The sequence below is a fragment of the Streptomyces sp. NBC_01498 genome, from assembly GCF_036327775.1.
Classification (GTDB): Bacteria; Actinomycetota; Actinomycetes; order Streptomycetales; family Streptomycetaceae; genus Streptomyces.
The window spans coordinates 6,617,642-6,638,337 of record NZ_CP109598.1 but is presented as its reverse complement, the minus strand read 5'-3'; the positions used below and the strand labels follow the sequence as shown (position 1 = coordinate 6,638,337).

25 protein-coding genes are annotated in these 20,696 nt (G+C 71.2%); 7 read left to right on the top strand and 18 right to left on the bottom strand.

Annotated elements, in window-relative coordinates:
• The 9 genes from OG875_RS28390 to OG875_RS28355 all read right to left on the bottom strand — a co-directional run bounded on the left by OG875_RS28390 (position 1) and on the right by OG875_RS28355 (position 7,755).
• Entirely contained in the window at positions 1–516 is a 516-nt protein-coding gene (locus tag OG875_RS28390; protein ID WP_330177080.1) for a hydrogenase maturation protease, read from the bottom strand.
• Positions 517–522: 6 nt separating this feature from the next.
• Positions 523–729 carry a hypothetical protein gene (locus OG875_RS28385; RefSeq protein WP_330177079.1) on the bottom strand — a complete coding sequence of 69 codons (207 nt, stop codon included), beginning with the start codon at positions 727–729 and terminating at the stop codon, positions 523–525.
• 29 nt (positions 730–758) lie between these two features.
• Positions 759–878 carry a DUF6893 family small protein gene (locus OG875_RS31075; protein ID WP_443079212.1) on the bottom strand — a complete coding sequence of 40 codons (120 nt, stop codon included), beginning with the start codon at positions 876–878 and terminating at the stop codon, positions 759–761.
• Positions 875–2,374, bottom strand: coding sequence for a hypothetical protein (locus OG875_RS28380; protein WP_330177078.1), 1,500 nt, complete (start codon positions 2,372–2,374; stop codon positions 875–877). The genes OG875_RS31075 and OG875_RS28380 overlap by 4 nt, the downstream gene beginning before the upstream one ends.
• Positions 2,371–3,060 carry a DUF6084 family protein gene (locus OG875_RS28375; RefSeq protein ID WP_330177077.1) on the bottom strand — a complete coding sequence of 230 codons (690 nt, stop codon included), beginning with the start codon at positions 3,058–3,060 and terminating at the stop codon, positions 2,371–2,373. The genes OG875_RS28380 and OG875_RS28375 overlap by 4 nt, the downstream gene beginning before the upstream one ends.
• Positions 3,057–3,791: a DUF5947 family protein gene (locus OG875_RS28370; RefSeq protein ID WP_330177076.1), complete on the bottom strand. Its 735-nt coding sequence runs from the start codon at positions 3,789–3,791 to the stop codon at positions 3,057–3,059. Before OG875_RS28370 ends, OG875_RS28375 begins: the two co-directional genes overlap by 4 nt.
• Complete coding sequence (locus OG875_RS28365; RefSeq protein ID WP_330177075.1) at positions 3,788–4,762, bottom strand: NifU family protein; 975 nt, start codon at positions 4,760–4,762, stop codon at positions 3,788–3,790. The genes OG875_RS28370 and OG875_RS28365 overlap by 4 nt, the downstream gene beginning before the upstream one ends.
• 1 nt (position 4,763) lies before the next feature.
• The gene (locus tag OG875_RS28360; RefSeq protein WP_330177074.1) at positions 4,764–6,536 is read right to left on the bottom strand and encodes a nickel-dependent hydrogenase large subunit; all 1,773 of its coding nucleotides are present in this window, start codon (positions 6,534–6,536) and stop codon (positions 4,764–4,766) included.
• Positions 6,537–6,699: 163 nt separating this feature from the next.
• Positions 6,700–7,755, bottom strand: a complete 1,056-nt coding sequence (locus OG875_RS28355; RefSeq protein ID WP_330177073.1) for a hydrogenase expression protein HypE — start codon at positions 7,753–7,755, stop codon at positions 6,700–6,702.
• Positions 7,756–7,950: 195 nt separating this feature from the next.
• Here OG875_RS28355 and OG875_RS28350 point away from each other — a divergent pair, with 195 nt between their 5' ends.
• From OG875_RS28350 to OG875_RS28335, 4 genes are all read left to right on the top strand, one after another.
• A complete protein-coding gene (locus OG875_RS28350; protein ID WP_330177072.1) occupies positions 7,951–8,271 on the top strand; it encodes a hydrogenase maturation nickel metallochaperone HypA/HybF in 321 nt (106 codons plus the stop codon).
• A 58-nt stretch (positions 8,272–8,329) separates the two neighbouring features.
• Positions 8,330–9,106, top strand: coding sequence for a hydrogenase nickel incorporation protein HypB (hypB, locus tag OG875_RS28345; protein ID WP_330177071.1), 777 nt, complete (start codon positions 8,330–8,332; stop codon positions 9,104–9,106).
• A 324-nt stretch (positions 9,107–9,430) separates the two neighbouring features.
• Positions 9,431–9,880: a hypothetical protein gene (locus OG875_RS28340; protein WP_330177070.1), complete on the top strand. Its 450-nt coding sequence runs from the start codon at positions 9,431–9,433 to the stop codon at positions 9,878–9,880.
• 166 nt (positions 9,881–10,046) lie between these two features.
• The gene (locus tag OG875_RS28335) at positions 10,047–10,853 is read left to right on the top strand and encodes an SAM-dependent methyltransferase (protein ID WP_330177069.1); all 807 of its coding nucleotides are present in this window, start codon (positions 10,047–10,049) and stop codon (positions 10,851–10,853) included.
• Positions 10,854–10,863: 10 nt separating this feature from the next.
• Here OG875_RS28335 and OG875_RS28330 read toward each other — a convergent pair whose 3' ends face one another.
• Positions 10,864–11,775: a helix-turn-helix domain-containing protein gene (locus tag OG875_RS28330; protein ID WP_330177068.1), complete on the bottom strand. Its 912-nt coding sequence runs from the start codon at positions 11,773–11,775 to the stop codon at positions 10,864–10,866.
• Between the two features lie 92 nt (positions 11,776–11,867).
• Positions 11,868–12,095, bottom strand: coding sequence for a DUF397 domain-containing protein (locus tag OG875_RS28325; protein WP_330177067.1), 228 nt, complete (start codon positions 12,093–12,095; stop codon positions 11,868–11,870).
• Between the two features lie 257 nt (positions 12,096–12,352).
• Between OG875_RS28325 and OG875_RS28320 the strand changes: the two genes are divergently transcribed.
• Positions 12,353–12,613 (top strand): hypothetical protein, encoded by a 261-nt coding sequence (locus tag OG875_RS28320; protein WP_330177066.1) that lies wholly within the window; start codon positions 12,353–12,355, stop codon positions 12,611–12,613.
• 156 nt (positions 12,614–12,769) lie between these two features.
• Here the strand turns inward: OG875_RS28320 and OG875_RS28315 are convergent, their stop codons facing one another.
• Complete coding sequence (locus OG875_RS28315; protein ID WP_330177065.1) at positions 12,770–13,981, bottom strand: S8 family peptidase; 1,212 nt, start codon at positions 13,979–13,981, stop codon at positions 12,770–12,772.
• Positions 13,982–14,369: 388 nt separating this feature from the next.
• Between OG875_RS28315 and OG875_RS28310 the strand changes: the two genes are divergently transcribed.
• Positions 14,370–15,026 (top strand): TetR/AcrR family transcriptional regulator, encoded by a 657-nt coding sequence (locus OG875_RS28310; protein ID WP_443079211.1) that lies wholly within the window; start codon positions 14,370–14,372, stop codon positions 15,024–15,026.
• Positions 15,027–15,089: 63 nt separating this feature from the next.
• Here the strand turns inward: OG875_RS28310 and OG875_RS28305 are convergent, their stop codons facing one another.
• Positions 15,090–15,623 carry a hypothetical protein gene (locus OG875_RS28305; RefSeq protein WP_330177064.1) on the bottom strand — a complete coding sequence of 178 codons (534 nt, stop codon included), beginning with the start codon at positions 15,621–15,623 and terminating at the stop codon, positions 15,090–15,092.
• A gap of 22 nt (positions 15,624–15,645) precedes the next feature.
• Positions 15,646–16,287: a TetR/AcrR family transcriptional regulator gene (locus tag OG875_RS28300; RefSeq protein ID WP_330177063.1), complete on the bottom strand. Its 642-nt coding sequence runs from the start codon at positions 16,285–16,287 to the stop codon at positions 15,646–15,648.
• A gap of 185 nt (positions 16,288–16,472) precedes the next feature.
• Between OG875_RS28300 and OG875_RS28295 the strand changes: the two genes are divergently transcribed.
• Positions 16,473–17,432 carry an NAD(P)-dependent alcohol dehydrogenase gene (locus OG875_RS28295; RefSeq protein WP_330177062.1) on the top strand — a complete coding sequence of 320 codons (960 nt, stop codon included), beginning with the start codon at positions 16,473–16,475 and terminating at the stop codon, positions 17,430–17,432.
• A 16-nt stretch (positions 17,433–17,448) separates the two neighbouring features.
• On the opposite strand, the gene gap is transcribed toward OG875_RS28295, so the two are convergent.
• From gap to OG875_RS28275, 4 genes are all read right to left on the bottom strand, one after another.
• Positions 17,449–18,447, bottom strand: coding sequence for a type I glyceraldehyde-3-phosphate dehydrogenase (gene gap, locus OG875_RS28290; protein ID WP_330177061.1), 999 nt, complete (start codon positions 18,445–18,447; stop codon positions 17,449–17,451).
• A 221-nt stretch (positions 18,448–18,668) separates the two neighbouring features.
• The gene (locus OG875_RS28285; protein ID WP_330177060.1) at positions 18,669–19,625 is read right to left on the bottom strand and encodes a GlxA family transcriptional regulator; all 957 of its coding nucleotides are present in this window, start codon (positions 19,623–19,625) and stop codon (positions 18,669–18,671) included.
• 147 nt (positions 19,626–19,772) lie between these two features.
• Complete coding sequence (locus OG875_RS28280) at positions 19,773–19,955, bottom strand: hypothetical protein (protein ID WP_330177059.1); 183 nt, start codon at positions 19,953–19,955, stop codon at positions 19,773–19,775.
• 313 nt (positions 19,956–20,268) lie between these two features.
• Positions 20,269–20,691, bottom strand: a complete 423-nt coding sequence (locus OG875_RS28275) for a YjbQ family protein (protein ID WP_330177058.1) — start codon at positions 20,689–20,691, stop codon at positions 20,269–20,271.
• Positions 20,692–20,696 lie beyond the last annotated feature (5 nt).

Here is a 20,696-nt window from a genome sequence, read left to right as displayed (position 1 = left end):
TCAGGACCTCCGGGTCCGGGCGGGTTCGGGTGCGGGTGCGGCGGCGGGGTCCGTCAGCCGGTGGAGCAGCGCGCGCACCTCCGCCACCGCTTCGGGTACGGCGGCGGCGACGGCCTCACTGAGGCCGATGCCCTCCTCCACGTCGGCGGGGGTGCACCCCACAACGTGGGTGAGCGGAAGCGTACCGCCCAATTGGTCCAGATTTGCCAGGACCGAGACCGGATTCATGCCGTGTGCGTCGAATTCACCCGTCCCGAGGTCGGCCGGGCCGACCTCCAGGACGGTCAGTTCGCCGGGCGCGCCGCCGCCCGGGTACGCGTCGACCAGCACGAGCGCGTCGTACCCGTCGAGCAGGTCGTACGCGAGGTGCATGCCCCGGATGCCGTAGTCCACGACCCGGACGCCGCCGGGGAGCGGCGCCGGGTCGGTGGCGAGCCGGCGTACGACCTCCGGGCCGAAGCCGTCGTCGCCGAGGAAGAGATTGCCGACACCGGCAACGAGTACGGCTCTGGTCACGTGGGGTCAGTTCCCGCCGGACGGGAGGTTCGGGGAGTTAGGGTCGCGGGGTTTCCGGGGCTTGACGGAGGTGTCCGACCGTTCGTCGGACGTGCCTGCCGGGCGGTCGGCGGGGCCGCCGGAGGGGCGGTCCGATCCGGTGTCGCGCGACCCCTTGGGGCCCCGCTCCTCCTGCGGCTCCTCGTCGTGGTGTCCACGGGCTCGCTCGGTCATCGGGGGTTCCTCTCGCTGGGGCCGCGCGCTCACATGGCGCGCATGCGGACGTATCGGCGGATGTCGGGGATCGATCGCACACCGACGGCGACGGCGGCCAGTGCCATGGCGGCTGCCGCGCCCGCGGTGACCATTCCGAGGATTCTCACGAGGGGTTCTCCTTCCGGTGTTCGGGTGGGCCGGGGGCGGCGGGGCTCCCGGGGACGGTGCCGGTGGGCAGGGGTTCCAGTTCGTCGGGGGCGAAGTAGAAGTACCGGCCGTACCAGTCGTGCAGGTCGGCCGCCGGGTCGTCGACCAGGACGACGGCGACGTGCACCGCGCCGTCGACGTCCGAGAGGACGGCGGTCACCCGTGCCACCTGTCCGGCGAAGAAGAGGTCCTGCGCGTCGGCGCGGCGGGACGGGTGGACCCGGACGAGGCTGCCCTTGGCGACGGGCGTCCCCTCGATGACGACGGCGTCCGAGTCGGGCGACACGGCGGCGTCGGCCGCCGGGTCCCACCAGGGCGCGCCGCCGGTGTCGAAGGGGGCCGGTTCGGCGTCCCGCAGATCACGGGAGGGCAGGTCACCGGTGGCCGGGGCGCCGCCGGGGGCGGGCGCCGGGCCGTGCGGGTCGCGGAGGAGGCCGTGCAGCCGCTGGAGGTCGCCCGGGGTCATCGTGTCGCAGCGGTCGATGATCTCGCGGGCCCGGGGGTCGGTGGCCCGTGCCTCCGCCTTCTCCCGCTCGGTCATGGTCATCACCCGCAGGGTGAGGATCTCGTCGATCTCGGTGGCGTCGAACAGGTCGCCGGGGCTCTGCTCGGCGATCTCCGGGTGGTCGTAGAGGATGATCGGCGCGCCGAGCACGGTGTCGGTGGAGCCCGTCGCCCCGGCCAGGACCGGCCAGCATCTGCGCTGGCGGCAGCGGGCGGCGGCGGGGGCCGCTGCGTCCGGGGGTTCGCGCAGCGAGACGAAGCCGGCGCCCCGGGCCTGGAGGAGCAGATGGGTGCCGATGAGCGAGACGCGGATCGCGCCGTCCTTGTCGGTGGCGGTCCCGGTGTGCTCGTTGTCGACGGACACCGAGAGCCGCAGGAAGCCGTCGTCCCGTGTCGTACGGGTGCGGACGCGGGCCGTGAGGGGGGCGCGGCGGCGTACGACCCGGCCGACCGGGGTGCCGTCCGGGTCCGTCAGAAGCTCGGTGTCCTCGCCGCCGGGGACCGTGCGCGTCTCGTCGGTCGTCCCGTCCGGGCCGTTCAACGGGACGCCGCCCAGGTCGAGTTCGTGTTCGACGGCCTCGTCCCAGCTGAGGACGGAGGCACCGGCCACGGTGAGTTCGGCGACCGGGGTGTGGCCACCGTCCTCGTCCCGGCGCTGTACCTCCCGTACCTGGAGCTGGAGGAACCGGAGCCGGACGGTCACCTCGGACGGCGGGTCCGACGGCCCTTCGGGGAGCCTCAGCAGACACTCCATGGCCATCCCGGGCTCCTCGGCGAAGCTGCCGGGCCCCGCGTGGGGCGGGCCGAGGACGCCGAACTGCCAGCGGGAGCGGTTCTTGTGGGAGCTGGCGCGGTACGGGTACAGCAGGTAGCCCTCGTACAGGACCGCGTCGGCGATCGCCCGCACCTGGTCGAGGCCCGTGGCGGGTGCGGGCGTGAGGGAAGAGGTCATGTGACGCTGCCGATCTCGTCCGCGGCGTCGCGGGCCCGCGTGTCCGCCAGCACCGTGGTCACCGTCTCGTCCCAGCTGATCAGCCCGCGCCGCTCGCGGAAGTCGGCGAAGCGGGCGAGGACGTCGTGGTCGAGCCTGATCCAGCCGGTGTTCGGGTAGTGCGCGGCGATCATCTGCCGCCAGACGGCGACGGGCAGTTGGTACCGCGCCTCGCAGTCCCAGGGCACCTGCCGTACGCCGAAGCCCGTGCCGCCCGCGCCGCCCCGGGTGAAGACGGTGCCGGAGAAGAGCAGGCTGAGGGGCACCGTCCCGTCGCCGAGCGCGTGCAGATAGCGGGAGCCGATGACGTCGTAGTCGTAGGTGCAGGGCAGCGGGAGGTCGGCCTCGGTGGAGCCGGTGAAGCCCTGCACGGTCGTGTGGCACAGCATCCACTGGAACGGCCGCAGGGTGTCCGTCCACCGCTCGCGTTCTCCGAACAGGCCGCGCAGGGAGTCCTGTTCGGCGGTTCCGTAGTGTCGTCGCTGGGGTTCGATCCGGACCTGGCAGCGCAGCACGATGGCGTGGACGCGTTCGTCCGAGCCGTCCTCGACGCGCAGCCGCGCGACCAGTTGGGGTGTCGCCGCGTACGGGTCGGCGACGATGTCCCGTACGGAGAACTCCAGTCCGGGCGAGGCGGGGCCGCTCATGAGGGACCGCCCTCAACTGACACACCGTCAGCGACGTTGCTGCCGGGGGCAGTCGGCACGGCGTCCGCCGGGCGGCTGCGGTCCCGGACGTGGGCGAAGAAGGCGTCCATCGCGGCGTGCGCCTCCTGCCCGCCGTCGAACCCCCGCCACAGGGTGCGCAGTCGGCCGACCAGTTCGTAGCAGGCGTCGATCGGGACCAGGTGGCAGGACGCCTCCGTCTCCCGGCCGCCGGGACCGGTGCGCCGTACGAGCAGCGCTTCGACGTCCGGGCGCAGGACGGCCAGTTCGGGGTGGGCGTCGACGATCGTGGCCCACGCGTCGAGGGGCAGTTCGGACTCGGTGGCCCCGGCCGGACCGGGGTAGAACGCGACGGTGCGCTCCTGCGTGGAGTTGCGGAACAGGAAGGCCAGCCCCACCGGGATCTGTAGTTCGTCCCAGGTGCGCGCGTCCAGGGGGAGCCCGTCGAAGCGCAGATACCGGTCGGGGACCGCCCGGTAGCGCTGGTGCGCGTCCTCGTCCGTGAACAGCAGGTAGCAGGCCCGGCAGCCGCACATCAGGCCCCGGCTCTCCAGGTTCACCACGTGCCGGTGCTCCTCGCCGATCGGCGCGGCGCACATCTCGCAGCGTTCGCCGGCGGCCGGCGCGGGCCGGGTGCGGTGGACCCGCAGCAGGGTGGCCGCCGGGGAACCGGCACGGCCCCGGGGCACCGTACGGCCCGTGGGCGCGCTCATGCCGCGCCCACCGGGGTGGCCGGTACGGCGACGGAGACCGACGCCCCGTCCGCCAGCACCGGCAGCGGGTCCAGGTGCGCCCCGTCGGCCTCGGGATCGAGGCAGGCACCGGCCCGGCGGACGTCGTAGTGCGCGCGGCAGTGGGAGCAGCGCAGCACCCCGTCGCCGGAGCCGCCGCCGAGCCGCCGGGCGAGCGTGGCGCCTTCCATGGGGCGTTCGCACCGGGCGCACCGGTCGCGGAAGGCGAACAGGTCGGGCCCGATGCGGCAGGCCACGACCGGCAGTCCGCCGGCGGTGAAGCGCTCCACGGCGCCGGAGCCCAGGGCGAGCAGGGCGGGGGCCGGTTCCCAGCTCGCGCCCGCGCCACCGGCCGTGTCGGCGGTGGGGGACGCGTCGTGCAGCCGGGAGAAGAGGGCGTCGACCGGTACCAGCGGTCCCGGGGTTCCGGGGTCGCCGTCGTCGGCGGCCTCGACCTCGATCGAGGTGATCTCCGGGGCCGCCGCCTCGACCGCGCCGCGTACGGCGAGCGCGAGGGTGGCGGACGACGAGGGACAGCCGTCACAACTGCCCAGCAGCCGCAGCGTCACGACTCCGTCGTCCGTGACTCCGAGCAGTTCGACGTCACCGCCGTGGGTGCCGAGGTACGGCCGTACGCTCTCCAGCGCGTTCTCGACGCGGGCCGTGACGCCGTACGGGTGCAGTCCGTGCACCAGCAGCAGGCTCGCCACCAGGTCGTCGGCGGCGAGGGCGGCCAGGGTCGCGTCGTCCAGCCGGTCCCGCTCGTGGAGGAGGTCCAGCAGGCGTTCGAGTCCGGCGCCGTAGAAGTCGGTGACGAGCCGCACCAGTTCCTCGCTGCGCTCGCGCGCCACCGCTCCGCCCGCCGCGCTGGCGGTGATCAGGGTGTCGATCCGTTCGCCGGCCGTCCGCCAGTCCCCGGAGCCGGGGCGCTCCTCGTCGGGTCGCTCCGCCACGTCACTCACTGCCCGCGGACTGCGTGGGCGAGTGCAGCAGCTCCAGTTTCTTGCCCTCACCGAGATACATGTGGACGCCGCAGGGCAGACAGGGGTCGAAGCTGCGGACGGTGCGCATGATGTCGATGCCCTTGAAGTTCTCCCGGTCGTTCTCCTCGAAGATCGGCTGGCCCTGCACCGCGTCCTCGTAGGGGCCCGGCGTGCCGTAGACGTCGCGGGGGCTGGCGTTCCACGGGGTCGGCGGGTAGGGGTGGTAGTTGGCGATCTTGCCGTCCCTGATCACCATGTGGTGCGAGAGCACCCCGCGTACGGCCTCGGTGAAGCCGCAGCCGACGCCCTCCTCCGGGACCTCGAACTTCTCCCAGGTCTTGGTGCGGCCGGCCCGGATCTCCACGAGCGCCTTCTCGGCGAAGTGCAGGGCGCAGGCCGCCGCGTACGCCTGGAAGTAGGTGCGGGCACGGTTGCGTTCGATGGTGTTGCTCCAGCGCGGGACGTGCCACTCCAGCTCGACCGGGCCCTTGAGGGCGGTCTTGGGGAGGTTGATCTTGACGCTGTTGCCGGTGGCCTGGATGTAGCCGATGTCGACGAGACCGGCCAGCGCGGTGACCCACAGCCGGGCGAGGGGGCCACCGCCGGTGTCGAGCGCGAGATAGTCCTGGCCGTCGAACCAGCGGGGCGACATCACCCAGCTGTACTTGTCGCCCAGGTCGCGCTTCTGCGGCTGGGGGTTGGTGTGCTGGTTCCACGGGTGCCGCCGGTCGACCGGGTTGCCGAGCGGGTCGTGGGTCACGAACATCTCCTGCTCGTCCCAGTCGTTGTAGTACGACGAGCCGAGCAGGATGCGGATGCCGAGGTTGATCTTCACCAGGTCGGTGGTGACGAGCTTGCCGTCCACGACGACGCCGGGGGTCACGTACATCTTCCGACCCCAGTCGGTCATGTCCTTGTACGCGAAGTTGCAGTGCTCCGGGTCCTGGAAGGAGCCCCAGCAGCCGAGCAGGATACGGCGGTTGCCGACCTGTTCGTAGCCGGGCAGCGCCTCGTAGAAGAAGTCGAAGAGGTCGTCGTGCATGGGCACGACCTTCTTCATGAACTCCACGTAGCGCTGGAGGCGGGTGATGTAGTCGGTCATGAGCTGGATGGTCGCCACGGTGCCGACCCCGCCGGGGTAGAGCGTGGAGGGGTGCACATGGCGGCCCTCCATGAGGCAGAACATCTCCCGGGTCATCCGGCTGACCTGAAGGGCCTCGCGGTAGAACTCGCCCGTGAAGGGGTTCAGCGAGCGCATGATGTCGCCGATGGTCCGGTACCCGTGGTCCTCGGCGTGCGGCGACGGGGTGCGGTTGGCCTGTTCGAGTACGCCCGGGTTGGTCTCGGCGACCATTTTCTCGCAGTAGTCGACCCCGACCAGATTCTCCTGGAAGATGTTGTGGTCGAACATGTACTCGGCGGCCTCGCCGAGATTCACGATCCACTCCCCCAGGTGCGGCGGCTTCACTCCGTACGCCATGTTCTGCGCGTAGCAGGAACAGGTGGCGTGGTTGTCACCGCAGATTCCGCAGATGCGGCTGGTGATGAAGTGGGCGTCGCGCGGGTCCTTGCCCTTCATGAAGACCGAATAGCCGCGGAAGATCGAGCTGGTGCTGTGGCACTCGGCGACGACCTTCTGCTTGAAGTCGATCTTCGTGTAGATACCCAGACTTCCGACGATGCGGGTGATGGGGTCCCACGCCATCTCCACCAGTTCGTCTCTGCCCTGGCTCGTCGCCGTCATGGGGCCGCCTCTTCTTTCCGTGTCGCGATGTCGTGGAGCGGGGTTTTCCGGATGGAGCGGGGATTGCCGGGGTGGAGCGCGGATTGCCGGAGCCGGCCAGGTGAGTGCCCCGTCGGCCGCCTGCCGGAAGATGCCGGGTGCGGCCCACGGGGCATTCGCCGGACTACCAGTCGCGGGTGGCTCCGGTGGTGAGTTCCTGGCCGCGCTTACGCCATTTCGGCTCGCGGTCGAGGGTGTGGGTGGTGAGCCCGCGCAGACGCCGCATCGTGGCCCCGTAGAGACCGACGGCGTTCGTGGAGAGCTTTCCGCCCGGCGGCTCGTCCATGAACGGCATGAATTTGTCGGGGAATCCCGGCATGGTGCAGCCGATGCAGATGCCGCCGACGTTCGGGCAGCCGCCGATGCCGTTCATCCAGCCGCGCTTGGGCACGTTGCACTTGACGGTCGGACCCCAGCAGCCCAGTTTGACGATGCACTTGGGCGAGCCGTACTCGGTGGCGAAGTCCGCCTGCTCGTAGTAGCCGGCCCGGTCGCAGCCCTCGTGCACGGTCTGGCCGAACAGCCAGGTCGGTCGCAGTTCGTCGTCGAGGGGGATCATCGGGGCCTGGTCGGTGGCCATGTAGAGCAGATAGGTGAGCGTCTCGGAGAGGTTGTCCGGCTGGATGGGGCAGCCGGGGACGCACACGACGGGGATGCCCGCCTTCGACTTCCAGTCCCAGCCCAGGTAGTCGGGTACGCCCATGGCGCCGGTGGGGTTGCCCGCCATGGCGTGGATGCCGCCGTACGTGGCGCAGGTGCCGACCGCGACGACCGCGGTGGCCTTGGGGGTCAGCCGGTCGAGCCACTCGCTGGTGGTCATCGGCTGGCCGGTCGCCGGGTCGTTGCCGAAGCCCGACCAGTAGCCCTCGTCGTGGAGTTTCTCGTTGGGAATGGAGCCTTCGACGACCAGGACGAAAGGATCGAGTTCGCCCCGGTCGGCCTTGAAGAACCACTCCAGGAAGTCGTCGGCGCCGCCTCGGGGACCGCATTCGAAATCGATCAGCGGCCAGTGCATGGCGATCTGCGGAAGTCCGGGCAGTGCGCCGAGCGCGATTTCCTCGATGCTGGGCTGGGTCGCGGCGGTCAAGGCCACCGAATCCCCGTCACAGCTCAGTCCGGCATTGATCCAGAGCACATGGATCAGTGTGTCCTCGGCCTTCTTGGCCGCTTCTGTCGGCATAGCACCGCTGCCTTCCGGGATTGGCCCACCCGATACCCATGAATGCCATGGATGTGGCGTCGATCACATTGCTACCATCTAGGATCCGGCTGAACGTTCTGTCAACACGAGTTTCGTCCGGGCAGTCCCGCTTTTCCGCCCGGCGATTCAGGTCCGATCGGGTGATACGCGGAAGGCCGGGAGTCGATGCACGAATTGTCGATCACTCAGAGCATTGTCGACGCGGTGTGCGAGCGCGCGGCGGGAAGGCCCGTTCACACGGTCCGGGTCCGCGTCGGGGAACTGACGGCGGTGGTGGCGGATTCCCTGCGTTTCTGCTTCGACCTGACCACCGAGGGAACGGTCGCCGCGGGCGCGGTCCTCGACATCGAGCAGCCGCCGGGAGCGGGCCGCTGCCGGGCGTGTTCACAGGACTTCACACTGACCGATCTTGTATTGCTGTGTCCGTGCGGAAGCGCCGACGTGGAGATCACGTCGGGCCGCGAACTGGAGATCGTCTCGATGAGAGTGGGCTGACCCTATGTGCGGTACGTGCGGTTGCTCGGGCGGAAGCGACGGGGGCGGCGGTACGCGGGTGGCCGTCCCCCACGTCCATCCGCACGACGACGGACCCGGCCACGGCCACGAGCACTCGCGCGACGGCCTCCTCGGCCCACGCGTGGGCCGAGGTCACCCGGCGGCGGCGGTCCGGGCCGCGGCTCCCGGCGGCGAGACCGTCACCCTGGAGCAGCGGGTGCTGGCCAAGAACGAGGAGCTGGCCGCCGGCAACCGCGCCTGGCTGGCCGGACAGGGCATCGTGGCCGTGAACATGATGAGTTCGCCCGGCGCGGGCAAGACCACCCTCCTCGAACGCACCATCCGGGACTTCACCGGCCGGCGGCCGGTGGCGGTCGTGGAGGGCGACCAGGAGACGATGCTCGACGCCGAGCGGATCAGGCGCGCGGGCAGCACCGTCGTCCAGGTGAACACGGGCGCGGGCTGCCATCTCGACGCGGAGATGATGCGCGACGCGCTCACCACCCTGGCGCCGGTGCCCGGTTCGCTGGTCCTGGTGGAGAACGTCGGCAATCTGGTCTGCCCGGCCATGTTCGACCTCGGCGAGCGCAGCAGGGTCGTGATCATCTCCGTCACCGAGGGCACGGACAAGCCGCTGAAGTACCCGTACATGTTCGCCGCCGCCGACCTGGTGATCATCAACAAGGTCGATCTGCTGCCGTACGTGGACTTCGAGGTCGCCCGCTGCGAGGAGCACGCCCGCTCGGTCAATCCGGGGCTGCGGGTGCTGGCGGTCTCGGCGACCACGGGAGAGGGAATGCGGGACTGGTACGACTGGGTGGCCGAGCAGTACTAAAAACGAACAGAATTCGAATCCGATAGCGAATCCGGTGGCGAACTCGATGACGGAGCAGGGTTGTTGACGCATCCCCGAAAATCTGACTTTGCATGAGGGGGGTATTCACGACGGCCGCGGAGTGACACGCGGTACGGTCGTTTCAGCTCCCGGTGAGGAGCCCGCCCCGGGGAATGGGTACCAGCCAGACTCCGGGGGTGCGAAGCGATCAAAGGCGGAGAGCCGATGCTTGACCAATGTCGCCGAGGCCGGATAAATCCGCCCTCCGGGCCATCGCACGATATCAGCGGGCCGGGTCTGTCCGCAGGGATTCCCGGCCGTCCCGTGGACCGGCGCAGTCGGCTCGGTCTCTCCGCGTTCGTCCAGCTGCACCGGCCCGACTATCTCCGGTACGCGCGGGCGAGGCTGTACGACGAGAGCGCGAGCGAGGCCGCCGTGGAGGCGGCCGTCGCGGCCTTCAGCGGCCGTTGGGGGGACTTCCTCCGTAACGCCCGGCCCGCGGCGGACGCCTGGCGGCAGCTGCGCGGGCAGATCAGGGCCGCGAGCGGCGCCGGTACGGGGCATGATCCGGCCGTCGAGCGTCTGTACGAGGTACTTCCCGAAGAGACCGCGGACGCCGCCCTGTTGCGCTGGCGGCTGTCCCTGGCGGTGGAGTCCGTCGCCGATCTGATGGGCACCGACCGGCCGGCGGTGACGGTGTCCCTGCTGACCGCACGGCGGCGGCTCTCCCTCACGACGCTCCAGCAACTGGAACACCACGCTTCGCGTCCGTGACGCACGCCCAACTCGGGGGCGCGAACGGCACTTTGCCGAGTGCGCCCTTACGCCACCGCTCGCCCGGGTCATCCCCGCGGACGGTGGTGCGCCCCGGACCGCCCTCCTAGGATGGGTTCGTATTCCCTGGCGAGATCGGGGGCTCGAACCGGGAGGAGTCTGTCCCTTGGCGGACAACAGGCGTGTCGATTTATCCATTCCCAGTGCGGCTCGGATGTACGACTGGCTGCTCGGCGGCCACTACAACTACGAGGTCGACCAGAAGGCTTCCGCGGAGCTTCTGAAGGTCGCGCCGACCACGAGAGAACTGGCCCGGAACAATCGCTGGTTCCTGGAACGCGTGGTGCGCGTCATGGCCGAGGAACACGGAATCCAGCAGTTCGTCGATTTCGGGTCCGGACTGCCGACGCAGAACAACGTGCATCAGATCGCGCAGTCCGTCGATCCCCGCGCGCACGTCGTCTACGTGGACAACGACCCCGTCGTCCTCGCGCACGGCCAGGCGATCTTCGACGAGAACGACCGGAGCGTGGTCATCGCGGCCGACATGCTCGACACCGACGAGATCGTGGCGCACCCGGACTTCGCACGGCTCATCGACCTCGACCGGCCCGTCGGGGTGCTGTTCAACTCGGTCCTGCACTGCATTCCCGACGAGGCCGGACCCGGCGATCTCGTCGGACGGGTGGTGCAGCTCCTCGCTCCCGGCAGCCTCGTGGTGGTCTGCCAACTGGTCAGCGACCGAGCCGAGTTGCGCGAGCAGGTGACGGCGATGATGCTCGAACAGACCCACAACCGATGGGGCCGCGTCCGGGAACGGGCCGAGGTGGACCGGTACTTCGACGGTCTCGTGGTCCAGCGCCCCGGTCTGGTGGATGTCACCGACTGGCGTCCCAGCTCGGACCTCCAGCGGCGCCAGCGCAGCATCGAGTGGACCGAGTACGGCGGTCTGGGCGAGGTGCCGCCGCGCTGACGGAGCGCGGTCACCCGTCCTCGTACCGCTTGAGGGCGTCCAGCAGTATGGCCCGGCTGTCCCGCCAGGGGACCGCCGCCTCGTGGCTGAGGCGCAGCATCACCTCCACCCGCCGCTCCACCTCGTCGGGTTTGACGTAGTACATCGCGTCGTCGTCGCCCTCGATGAACACCATGGCGGGCGGTCCGCCGGAGGCGAAGCGCAGATGGGCCATGGAGCCGTGGTTGGACACGACGCTGCTGTTGAGCGGGACGACCAGGAGCGTGACGCCCGGCCGGTCGCTGTACTCCAGGAGCTTGCGCAGTTGGCCGGCCATGACCGCCGGGGTGCCGACCTGACGGTGCAGCACGGACTCGTCGAGCAGGAAACGGGCGACGGGCGGGGCGGGCTGCCCGAAGAAGCGCCGCTGACGCTCCTGTCTCAGCAGGACACGCTGTTCGACCCGGTCGCCCTCGGAGAGCCGGAGACCGTCGCTGATGATCTGCCGCGCGTACTCCGGGGTCTGAAGCAGGCCGGGGGCGAGGCGGGCCTCGTACGCGCAGTAGTAGACGGCGTCCGACTCCAGTGCGATCAGCCGCTGCATCCAGGAGGCCGCGCAGTCCGTGTACCGGTCGAACCACTCGGGTTCGCGGGCACGGCGGGTGAGGCTTCTCAACTGGGCACGCTCGGCCGGGTTCACCCCGTACGCGTCGGCGAGGATCTCGATGTCCCTGGGGTCCGGCGGACTCTCGGCCCGTTCGAGCCGGCTCACTTTGGAAACGGAGGCGTTGATCAGCGTCGCCGCGCGGGTGGCCGTGAGCCGGCGCTCCGCGCGCATACGGCGCAGTTCCGTGCCGAGCACGATTCCGGCGGCGGTGGGATTGAGGCTCCGTCGCGGACCGGAGCCGAAAAGCGGTACCGGGTTGTCGGGTTGGTGGGACACGCGTGCTCCGTTCATGAATAAGCCTGGCTCATCATGGCACGGTCAATGCACGCGTGTCCCAGGGAACTCGCCGTCACCTCAGGCCAGTTGAACTACAGGACGTCGAACTCGCCTTTCCTCGCACCGTCCAGGAAGGCCGCCATTTCGAACGCCTCGAAGACCAGGGCGGGCCCGTCGGGATCGGTGGAGTTGCGCATCGCGACCCTGCCACCGGGCAGGGAGGCCAGTTCGACGCACTGGCCGTTGGCGGTGCTCCGCTCGCTCTTGACCCAGTCCGCCGCGAGGGAACTCGCGGGGACGCCGTTGCGACAGTCGTCCATATGCTTCTCCTGACCGTGTGTTCGAATTCTCCCGCAATCTCGCCGTGCAATTGCATGAGCGGGAACACGGCGATGGTAGAGCGGAATATTCGAACAGAGCTGTCCCCCCGAAGGGTGGTCGCCGGGGAATTCAGTTCTCGATATCAGCCCACGGAAATGCGTTCGATTTTTTCGCTGTGCGAGCCGCTCCCTCACGGGGGGACGTTTCCGATGCACGCTCGGGGTCGGACCGGTTCCCTCACCCCCCAGGAGCAGCCATGACCACGGAACGGGAAGCACACGACGCCGTCCGTCACGCGTTCGGCGACAGCGCGCACGCCGAGGTGACCGCCTTCCCGGCGGGCAACGTGTCGATCACCCTCACCAAGGGGGAGCACGCGGCGACGATCGACGGGCACCCGGAGAGCGGCTGGGGCTGGACGGTCGACCCCGGTGACGACGACGGATTCAGCGGGCACGAGAACACCGCCGACTCGCTCGACGAGGCGCTCGCCGACGTACGCGCCGCCCTCCTCTGACGCCGGTCGCCGTCCCGTACGACGCGGGTCGCCGATCCCGTACGGCACCGGAAAGGGAAGATCCGGGCGCGGAGGAGTTCCCGCGCCCGGATCCCGGGTGGTGCCGCGCCCGTGTTCGCCGGCGTATGCCGGTGGTTGCCAGTGGTTCGACGGTGGTTACGGAACGAGCCTCAGCAGCTTGTTCGGGGAGCCCGTTCCGATGCCCGTGAGGACGTTGGACGTCGCGCCGTTCACCAGCGCCGCGGCGACCGCCGCCGGGGAGGCGCCCGGGTGGTTCGTCAGGTAGACGGCGGCGGCGCCCGAGACGTGCGGCGCCGCGAAGGAGGTTCCGTCACCGGTGTAGGTGGCGCTGTCCGAGGTGTGCCAGCCGGCCGTGATGGAGGAGCCCGGCGCGAAGATGTCCACGGTGGGGCCGTAGTTGGAGTAGGTGGCCCGCGCGTCCGTGCGGGTGGTGGCGCCGACGGTGATCGCGGTGGCCACCCGGGCGGGCGAGTAGTTGGAGGCGAGTGCGCCCGAATTGCCGGCCGCGATGGAGTACGTCACCCCGGAGGCGATGGATCTGCGCACGGCGTCGTCCAGCGTCGGGCTGGGGCCGCCGCCGAGCGACGCGTTCGCGACGGAGGAGGCGACATGGTTGGCGGTGATCCAGTCGACACCGGCGATGACTCCGGCGGTCGTCCCGGAACCGTTGTTGCCGAGGACACGGACGGCGACGATCTTCGCCTTCTTCGCCGCGCCGTAGGTGGTGCCGGCGACGGTCGTGGCGACGTGCGTGCCGTGGCCCGCGCCGTCCTGGGCGACGGCGTCGTTGTCGACGAAGTCGTAGCCGTACGACGCCCGTCCGGCGATCTGCTGGTGTGTGATGCGCACACCGGTGTCGAGGACGTAGACGGTGGTGCCGCCGCCCGCCGGGTCGGGGTAGGTGTAGGTGCCGTTCAGCGGGAGGTTGGGCTGGTCGATGCGGTCCAGACCCCAGGGGGCGTTCGTCTGGGTGGCGGTGGCGTGGACCTTCTGGTCCTGCTCGACCCTGGCGACGGCCGGGTCGGCGGCGAGCCGCCTGGCCTCGGCGGCGCCGAGCGTGGCGGCGTAGCCGTTGAGCGCCGAGGTGTAGGTACGCGTGATCCGGCCGCCGTACCCGGTTATCAGCTGCTTGCCCGCGGCCGTGGCGGCCCGCAGTCCGGCCGTCTGCTTCAGGGTGACGATGTAGCTTCCGGGCACCGCCTCGGCCGCTCCGGCGCGCAGGACGCCGCCTTCCGCCGGGGCCGCCTGGGCGGGCGCGGCCAGACCCGCGCCGAGTACCGCCGCCAGGGTCGCCGCAGTGCTGAGCGCGACGGTGATCCGCCGCTTGGTGTCGCGTACTGCTGCCATCGGGGAGTCCTTCTCGGGACGTGGCGCGCGGTCGTTCACGCGCCGGTGGGGGTGGCGTACGGAGTCGTACGCCGCACACCGACGATGACCGGGCGCCTTCGGGCGGAACAAGGGATTCCGGGGTGATGTCATGCCCGCGATACGCGACTGACACCCCGTCAATCTCCTGCAATCACCGGGCAATACGGCCGCTGTACGCACGAGGCGATCGACCGCGCGGGACGGCGGACGCGGGGCGTGCGGCAGCGGGAGCAAAGGGAGCGGGTGGCGCGTGGCTGATATTAAGTCAGTCGATTGACTCGATGATCGATCTCGGATTGACTGCGCGGGCCCGACGGCGAGAACCACACGGGCACCGAAGCACCGGCACGACACGAGGAGACCGGCGGTGGGCGGAACGGACGGCGGAACTCCCCGGGCCGGACACCTCGCGGCGAGCCGCGAGGCGCTCATGTCGACGGCGGAACGGCTCGTCGCGGAGTACGGGCTGTCCGCCGTGTCGGACCGACGGATCGGCGAGGCGGCGGGGCAGGGCGACATCGGCGCCGTCAGCCGTCACTTCACCGGCCGCACCGGTCTGATCCGCGCCATCCTGCGCCGGCACGGCGAGCAGGTCGACCGCATCCGGGAGCGCCACGTGGCCGAGGCCGGTGACAGTCAGGACATCCGGGACTGGACGGGCGCTCTCGTACGGCCGGTGGCGGAACATCTCGCCTCGCTCGGCACCCCGTCCTGGCAGGCCCGCTTCGCCGTCCAGGTCATGACCGACCCGCTGCTGCGCGCGATGTCCATCGACGAGGCCCTGGTCCGCGAGTCGCTGCGGCGGACACTCGACGGCCTCGGCCGCTGCCTGACCGACGTGCCCGCCCCGGTACGGGCCGAACGCGGCGCCATGGCCCGCCATCTGATCACCCACACCTGCGCGGAGCGCGAACGCGCGCTGGCCTCGGGCGCCGCCCCGCCGCGCTGCTGGGCACGCACCGCCGACGCGCTGACCGACGCGATCGTCGGCCTGCTCACCGCGCCGGTCACCCCGCTCCGTTGACGGGCACGCCCGGCCGGTGAGGGCGGCCGGGTCCGCCCGGACACCCGCGCGGGCGGACCGCCGTCAGCCGACGGCGTTGAGCACGGCCAGGCCCGCCTCGCCTTCCTCGAAGCGTGCGAACAGCTCCACGGGGGACGCGGATCCCTCCTGGTCGATGAGGAACACCGGCTGCTGCTCCCCGCCTCGGCCGGCGGGAACGAAGTCCGTCACGATCTCGCGGCGCAGCAGGGCTATGCGGTCCTGCTCCGTCCCGTCGCCGGGCAGGTCCGCGAGAGGGGCGAGGTCGTCGTACGAGGGGTCGGCGCGGTCCGTCAGCGCCCCGGCGAGCACCTGCCGGGAGGTGGTGACGACGACGGCGAGCCGGTCGGCCGTCCGCTCGTAGCGGGCGGCGAGGTCGAACGGCAGCAGGTAGAACACGCCTTCCTCGCCCTCGTGTCCCCGGTCGAGCAGCAGCGAGACCGCGCGCTCACCGGGGTCCCGGGAGGAGTGGTCGTGGCCGAGGAGCACCGCCGGCAGGTCCGGGTCCAGTGCCGGAACGGGGGTGATCCACATGCGCGTCGAGTCGGTCGAGTCGTCCATGAGCTGATTCAAGCGCATGCCACTGACAGTGACCGTTCTCCTACGGGGCGGGCCGGTGGAGCCGGTGGAGTCCCAGGGGCGCGGGCGGCGGCAGGGGCCGGGCGTGGTCGGCCCGGAAGGAGTGGAGGAGATAGGCGACCAGTCGCCGGGACGCGGCGAGGGAGACCTCGGTGGACTCGCCGGCGATGCCGCCGTTGGCGAGGAACAGGAGGGTGAGGTCGCTGAGGTCGAAGTCCTCGCGCAACCGCCCGGTGTCCTTGGCACGCCGTACGAGCCGGGCGAGACCTTCCTCGGCCCGGGTGCGTTCCCGGTTGTGGTCGACGGCGTCCGGGAACTCCGAGAGGAACGCCGCGGTGAAGCCCCGGTCCGCGACCTGGAGGGCGCAGACCTTCTCGACGACCGCGCACAGGCCGTGCCAGGGGTCCGGATCCTCCAGGGCCTCGTCGAGGGCGCGGACGCATTGGGCGAGCTGTCCGGCGAAGGCTTCGGTGACGAGCGAGGCGCGGGTGGGAAAGTGCCGGTAGAGGGTGGCGGGGCCCACCCCGGCGCGGCGCGCGATGGTCGTCAGCGGTACGTCGATGCCCCGGGTCGTGAACTCCTCGCGCGCGGTGTCCAGGATGCGCGCGCGGTTGTGCCGGGCGTCGGCGCGAAGACCCGGTTTCCGAGACGCGTGAGCAGGCATGTCTCTCACTTTACGACAAGTGGAAGGTGTCGTCCGTTTGTCTGGTTGGCTTGATCGGTGAGCCGGGAGGTCCCTTCCCGGTTCACCGAGCCGGGAGGTCCCTTCCGCCCTTCCGCTCATGACCCCGAGACGCGCCGGGAGTTCCCTTCCGGCGCGCGGCCCCGAGACACGGACAGGACCCGACCATGCCGGACATGCGCGCAGCCCTCTACGACCGTTACGGCCCTCCGGAGGTGCTGTACGAGGGCACGGTGCCCGTGCCGGACATCCGGCCGGACGAACTGCTGGTCCGCGTCCACGCGGCCACCGTCAACGGCGGCGAACTCGCCGGGCGGGCGGGGAAGGTACGCGTGGTGACGGGCCGGCGCTTCCCCCAGCGCACCGGGATCGACTTCGTGGGAGAGATCGCCGAGGTCGGATCGTCGGTGACCGGCCCCCGCGAAGGGCAGAAGGTGTGGGGGCTGCTGGGGCGGGGGACGTTCGGGAGCGCGGCCGAGTACGTGGCCGTACGCGCCCGGCAGTTGGCGCCCGCACCCGCCAACCTGACGCCGGAGGAGGCCGTGTCCCTTCTCGCGGGCGGGACGACCTCCGTCACTGCCCTGCGCGACAAGGCCGCTCTGCGCCCCGGCGAACGGCTCCTGGTGCGCGGCGCCAGTGGCGGGGTCGGCAGCGTCGCCGTACAGCTCGGCAAGCTGTACGGCGCCCATGTCACGGCCCTCGCGAGCGCGGGGAACCTCGACTTCGTCCGGGGTCTGGGCGCGGACGAGGCCCTCGACCACCGGACGACCGACCCGTCCGCGCTGGGCGGGTTCGATGTCGTCATGGACACCGTGGGCACCCAACACCCGCTCTTCCGGAGGCTGTTGGCACCCGGCGGGCGCATGGTGGCCATCGCGTTCGACATCGACCGCCCGCTTCCCGGCCTCGCGTACCTCCTCGGCTCGGCCGTGCACGGCACCCGGCGGGTGCGGTTCTTCAGCGGCAACCCCCGGCACGCGCTGCTCGCCGAACTGACCCGGTACGCGGAGAGCGGCGACCTGCGCCCCGTGGTCGACACCGTGCACCCGCTGGGCGGCATCGCGGACGCCCACCGGGCCCTGGAGGCCGGGGGTGTCCGCGGAAAGCACGTCGTCCGCGTGGCGTGAGGGCGCCGGGGCCGGTTCAGGCGGTGGCGAGGAGCTGGAGCGTGTCGATCAGCCGGTTCGAGAAGCCCCACTCGTTGTCGTACCAGGCCACCACCTTGATGTGCCGCCCGTCGACCCGGGTGAGGGCGGAGTCGAAGATCGCCGAGGCCGGGTTGCCGGTGATGTCGGACGACACGAGCGCGTCGTCCGAGTATTCGAGGATCCCGGCGAGCCACCCGTCGGCCGCCGAGCGGTAGGCCGCCAGTACGTCGTCGCGGGTCACGTCGCGGGCGACGGTCGTGTTGAGTTCGACGATGGAGCCCACCGGTACCGGTACGCGGATCGAGTCGCCCGACAGTTTGCCGTCGAGGTTCGGCAGGACGAGGCCGATGGCCTTGGCGGCGCCGGTCGTGGTCGGCACGATGTTGACGGCGGCGGCACGGGCGCGGCGGGCGTCGCGGTGGGGCGCGTCCTGGAGGTTCTGTTCCTGGGTGTAGGCGTGCACGGTGGTCATGAATCCGTGCTCGATGCCGGCGAGGTCGTCGAGCACGGCGGCCAGCGGCGCGAGGGCGTTGGTGGTGCACGAGGCGTTCGAGACGATCGTGTGGGCGGCCGGGTCGTACGCCTCGGTGTTGACGCCGAACGCGAGGGTCGCGTCCGCGCCGTTCGAGGGGGCGCTGACGAGGACCTTCCGCGCGCCCGCGGTGAGGTGGGCACGGGCGGCGTCGGCCGAGGTGAAGCGGCCGGTGGACTCCAGGACGATGTCGACGCCGAGGTCGGCCCACGGGAGCCGCGCCGGTTCGCGTTCGGCGAGCACGGTGATGCGGCGGCCGTCCACGACGAGGGTGTCCCCGTCGGCGGTGACCGGGCGGCCGAGACGGCCGGCGGTCGTGTCGAAGGCGAGGAGCCGCGCGAGGGCGGCGGGCTCGGTGAGGTCGTTGACGGCGACGATGTCGAGGCCGGTGTCACGTGCGAGGAGAACGCGCAGCGCGTTGCGTCCGATGCGGCCGAATCCGTTGATGGCGATGCGAGTCATGAGCGGTGTCCCTTCGGTTCCCCTTCAGGTTCGCGTGCCGCGCGTGCGTACGGCGGCGGCGAGAACGCCATGGTTCGCAAGGATCACGCCAGTGGGCGAACGGGGCGCGGGGCGGAGCGGCCGGGCTCGGGGACGCGGAGGACTCGGGCGGGTCGGCGGAGGACGATGGGTCGGCGGGCTCGGGCCGCCCGACCAGCCCGGCGGCCCGGCGCGGCGGCGGGTCACTCGCCCTGGGTGAAGGTGCGCCGGTACGCGCTGGGGGTGGTGCCCAGCGTGCTCCGGAAGTGCAGCCGCAGATTCGCGCCGGTGCCGAGCCCCACCTCGGCGGCGATCTGCTCGACGCTCCGCCCCGAACGCTCCAGCAGTTCCCGCGCCCTGTCGACACGGGCCCGCATGAGCCACCGCATCGGTGTGTACCCGGTGTCCTCCACGAAGCGCCGGGAGAACGTGCGGGGCGACACCGCCGCGTGCTCGGCGAGCAGCGCGAGGGTCAGGTGCTCGTCCAGCCGGCGCAGCGCCCATTCGCGGGTGGCGGCGAACCGCTCGCCGAGCGGTTCGGGCACCCGGCGCGGTACGTACTGGGCCTGGCCGCCGCTGCGGTAGGGGGCCGCGACCAGCCGCCGGGCCGCGTGGTTCGACGCGGCGACCCCGAGGTCGCCGCGCAGCATGTGCAGACACAGGTCGATCCCCGAGGCGGCGCCGGCCGAGGTGAGCACCGGGCCCTCGTCCACGAACAGCACGTTCTCGTCCACCCGTACGTCCGGGTACTTCGCGGCGAGCGCCCGGGTGTAGTGCCAGTGCGTCGTGGCACGTCTGCCGTCGAGCAGGCCCGTGGCGGCGAGGGCGAAGGCCCCCGTCGAGATGGCGGCGAGCCGGGCGCCCCGCCGGTGCGCGGCGACCAGCGCGGCGACGACGTCCGGCGCCGGGTCCTCCCGGTCGGGGAACCGGTAGCCGGGCAGGAACACGGTGTCGGCCCACACGAGCGCGTCCAGTCCGTGCGCGACGAGGTACGACAGCCCGTCCCCACCGGCCACGGGCCCCGGCGCGGCGCCGCAGACCCGCACCTCGTACGGCATGCTCTCGCGGGTCGTGAAGACCTGCGCGGGAATCCCCACGTCGAGGGGTTTCGCCCCTTCCAGCACGAGGACGGCGACACGGCGAAGACGGGAGGGCGGCACGGGTACGAGCCTAGGGCCTGGTCACGGGGGTCGCTCGTGGCGATCGCCGAGGAGCCGCCGGGGTCCATCGGGCCGCCGCCGGGGCGGATGGTCGGAAGGCCCCGTACACCGGGCGGGTACGGGGCCGAGCGGGCCTTGCCGGGAGGCTCAGCGCCGGCGCCAGAACACGAATGCCTTCAGCGGGTCCCCCGTGGCCATGATGACCGCGGGCCGGTCGGGCCCGTCGACGTCGCGGACGCTGATGTGCAGCGCCCACAGGTAGGTCCCGCACAGGATGAGGACGACGGCGACGACGGTCAGCACGACGGCGAGAAAGGCGTAAGGCGACATGGCGAGAACATCAACAAGGGAGACAGACACGGAAAGGACCCTTCACCGAATGGACGGTGGCCCGGTCGGGGCACGCCGATGCGGTCGTACGACTCGCAAGCTTGGCGCTCCTCCGCGAGAGGAGCCGCCCGCCACGTGGGTCCGGTCGTGGCACCTTCGGAAAACGTCCGAAGGGACCGACATCATAGCACATCAACTGGTTTGCGGAGAAGTGGAATTGGCGCAACCTCACGCCTCACGCCTCACGTCCTACGCCTCACGCCTCGTACCGCGGGGGCCGCGTGTGCGGCGGCCACTCCCGGGGCGGTCCCGGTCAGCCCAGGAAGCTCAGCCGGACCTTGCGGTCCGGGTTGTCGGTGTTCGTGTCGACCAGGCAGACCGATTGCCAGGTGCCGAGTTCCAGGTGGCCGGCGATCACCGGGAGGGTGGCGTGGGGCGGGACCAGGGCCGGGAGGACGTGGTCGCGGCCGTGGCCCGGGGAGCCGTGGCGGTGCTGCCAGCGGCTGTCCGGCGGGAGCAGGGTGCGCAGTGCGGCCAGGAGGTCGTCGTCGCTGCCCGCGCCCGTCTCGATGACGGCCACGCCGGCCGTGGCGTGCGGCACGAAGATGTTGAGGAGGCCGTCGCGGCCCCCGGCGGTCTCGCGGAGGAACTGTTCGCAGAGCCGCGTCAGATCCGTGACGGTCTCGTCGGTTCCGGTGGTGAGGGACACGGTCCTGGTGGTGAAGGCGTCGGGCATGGGGC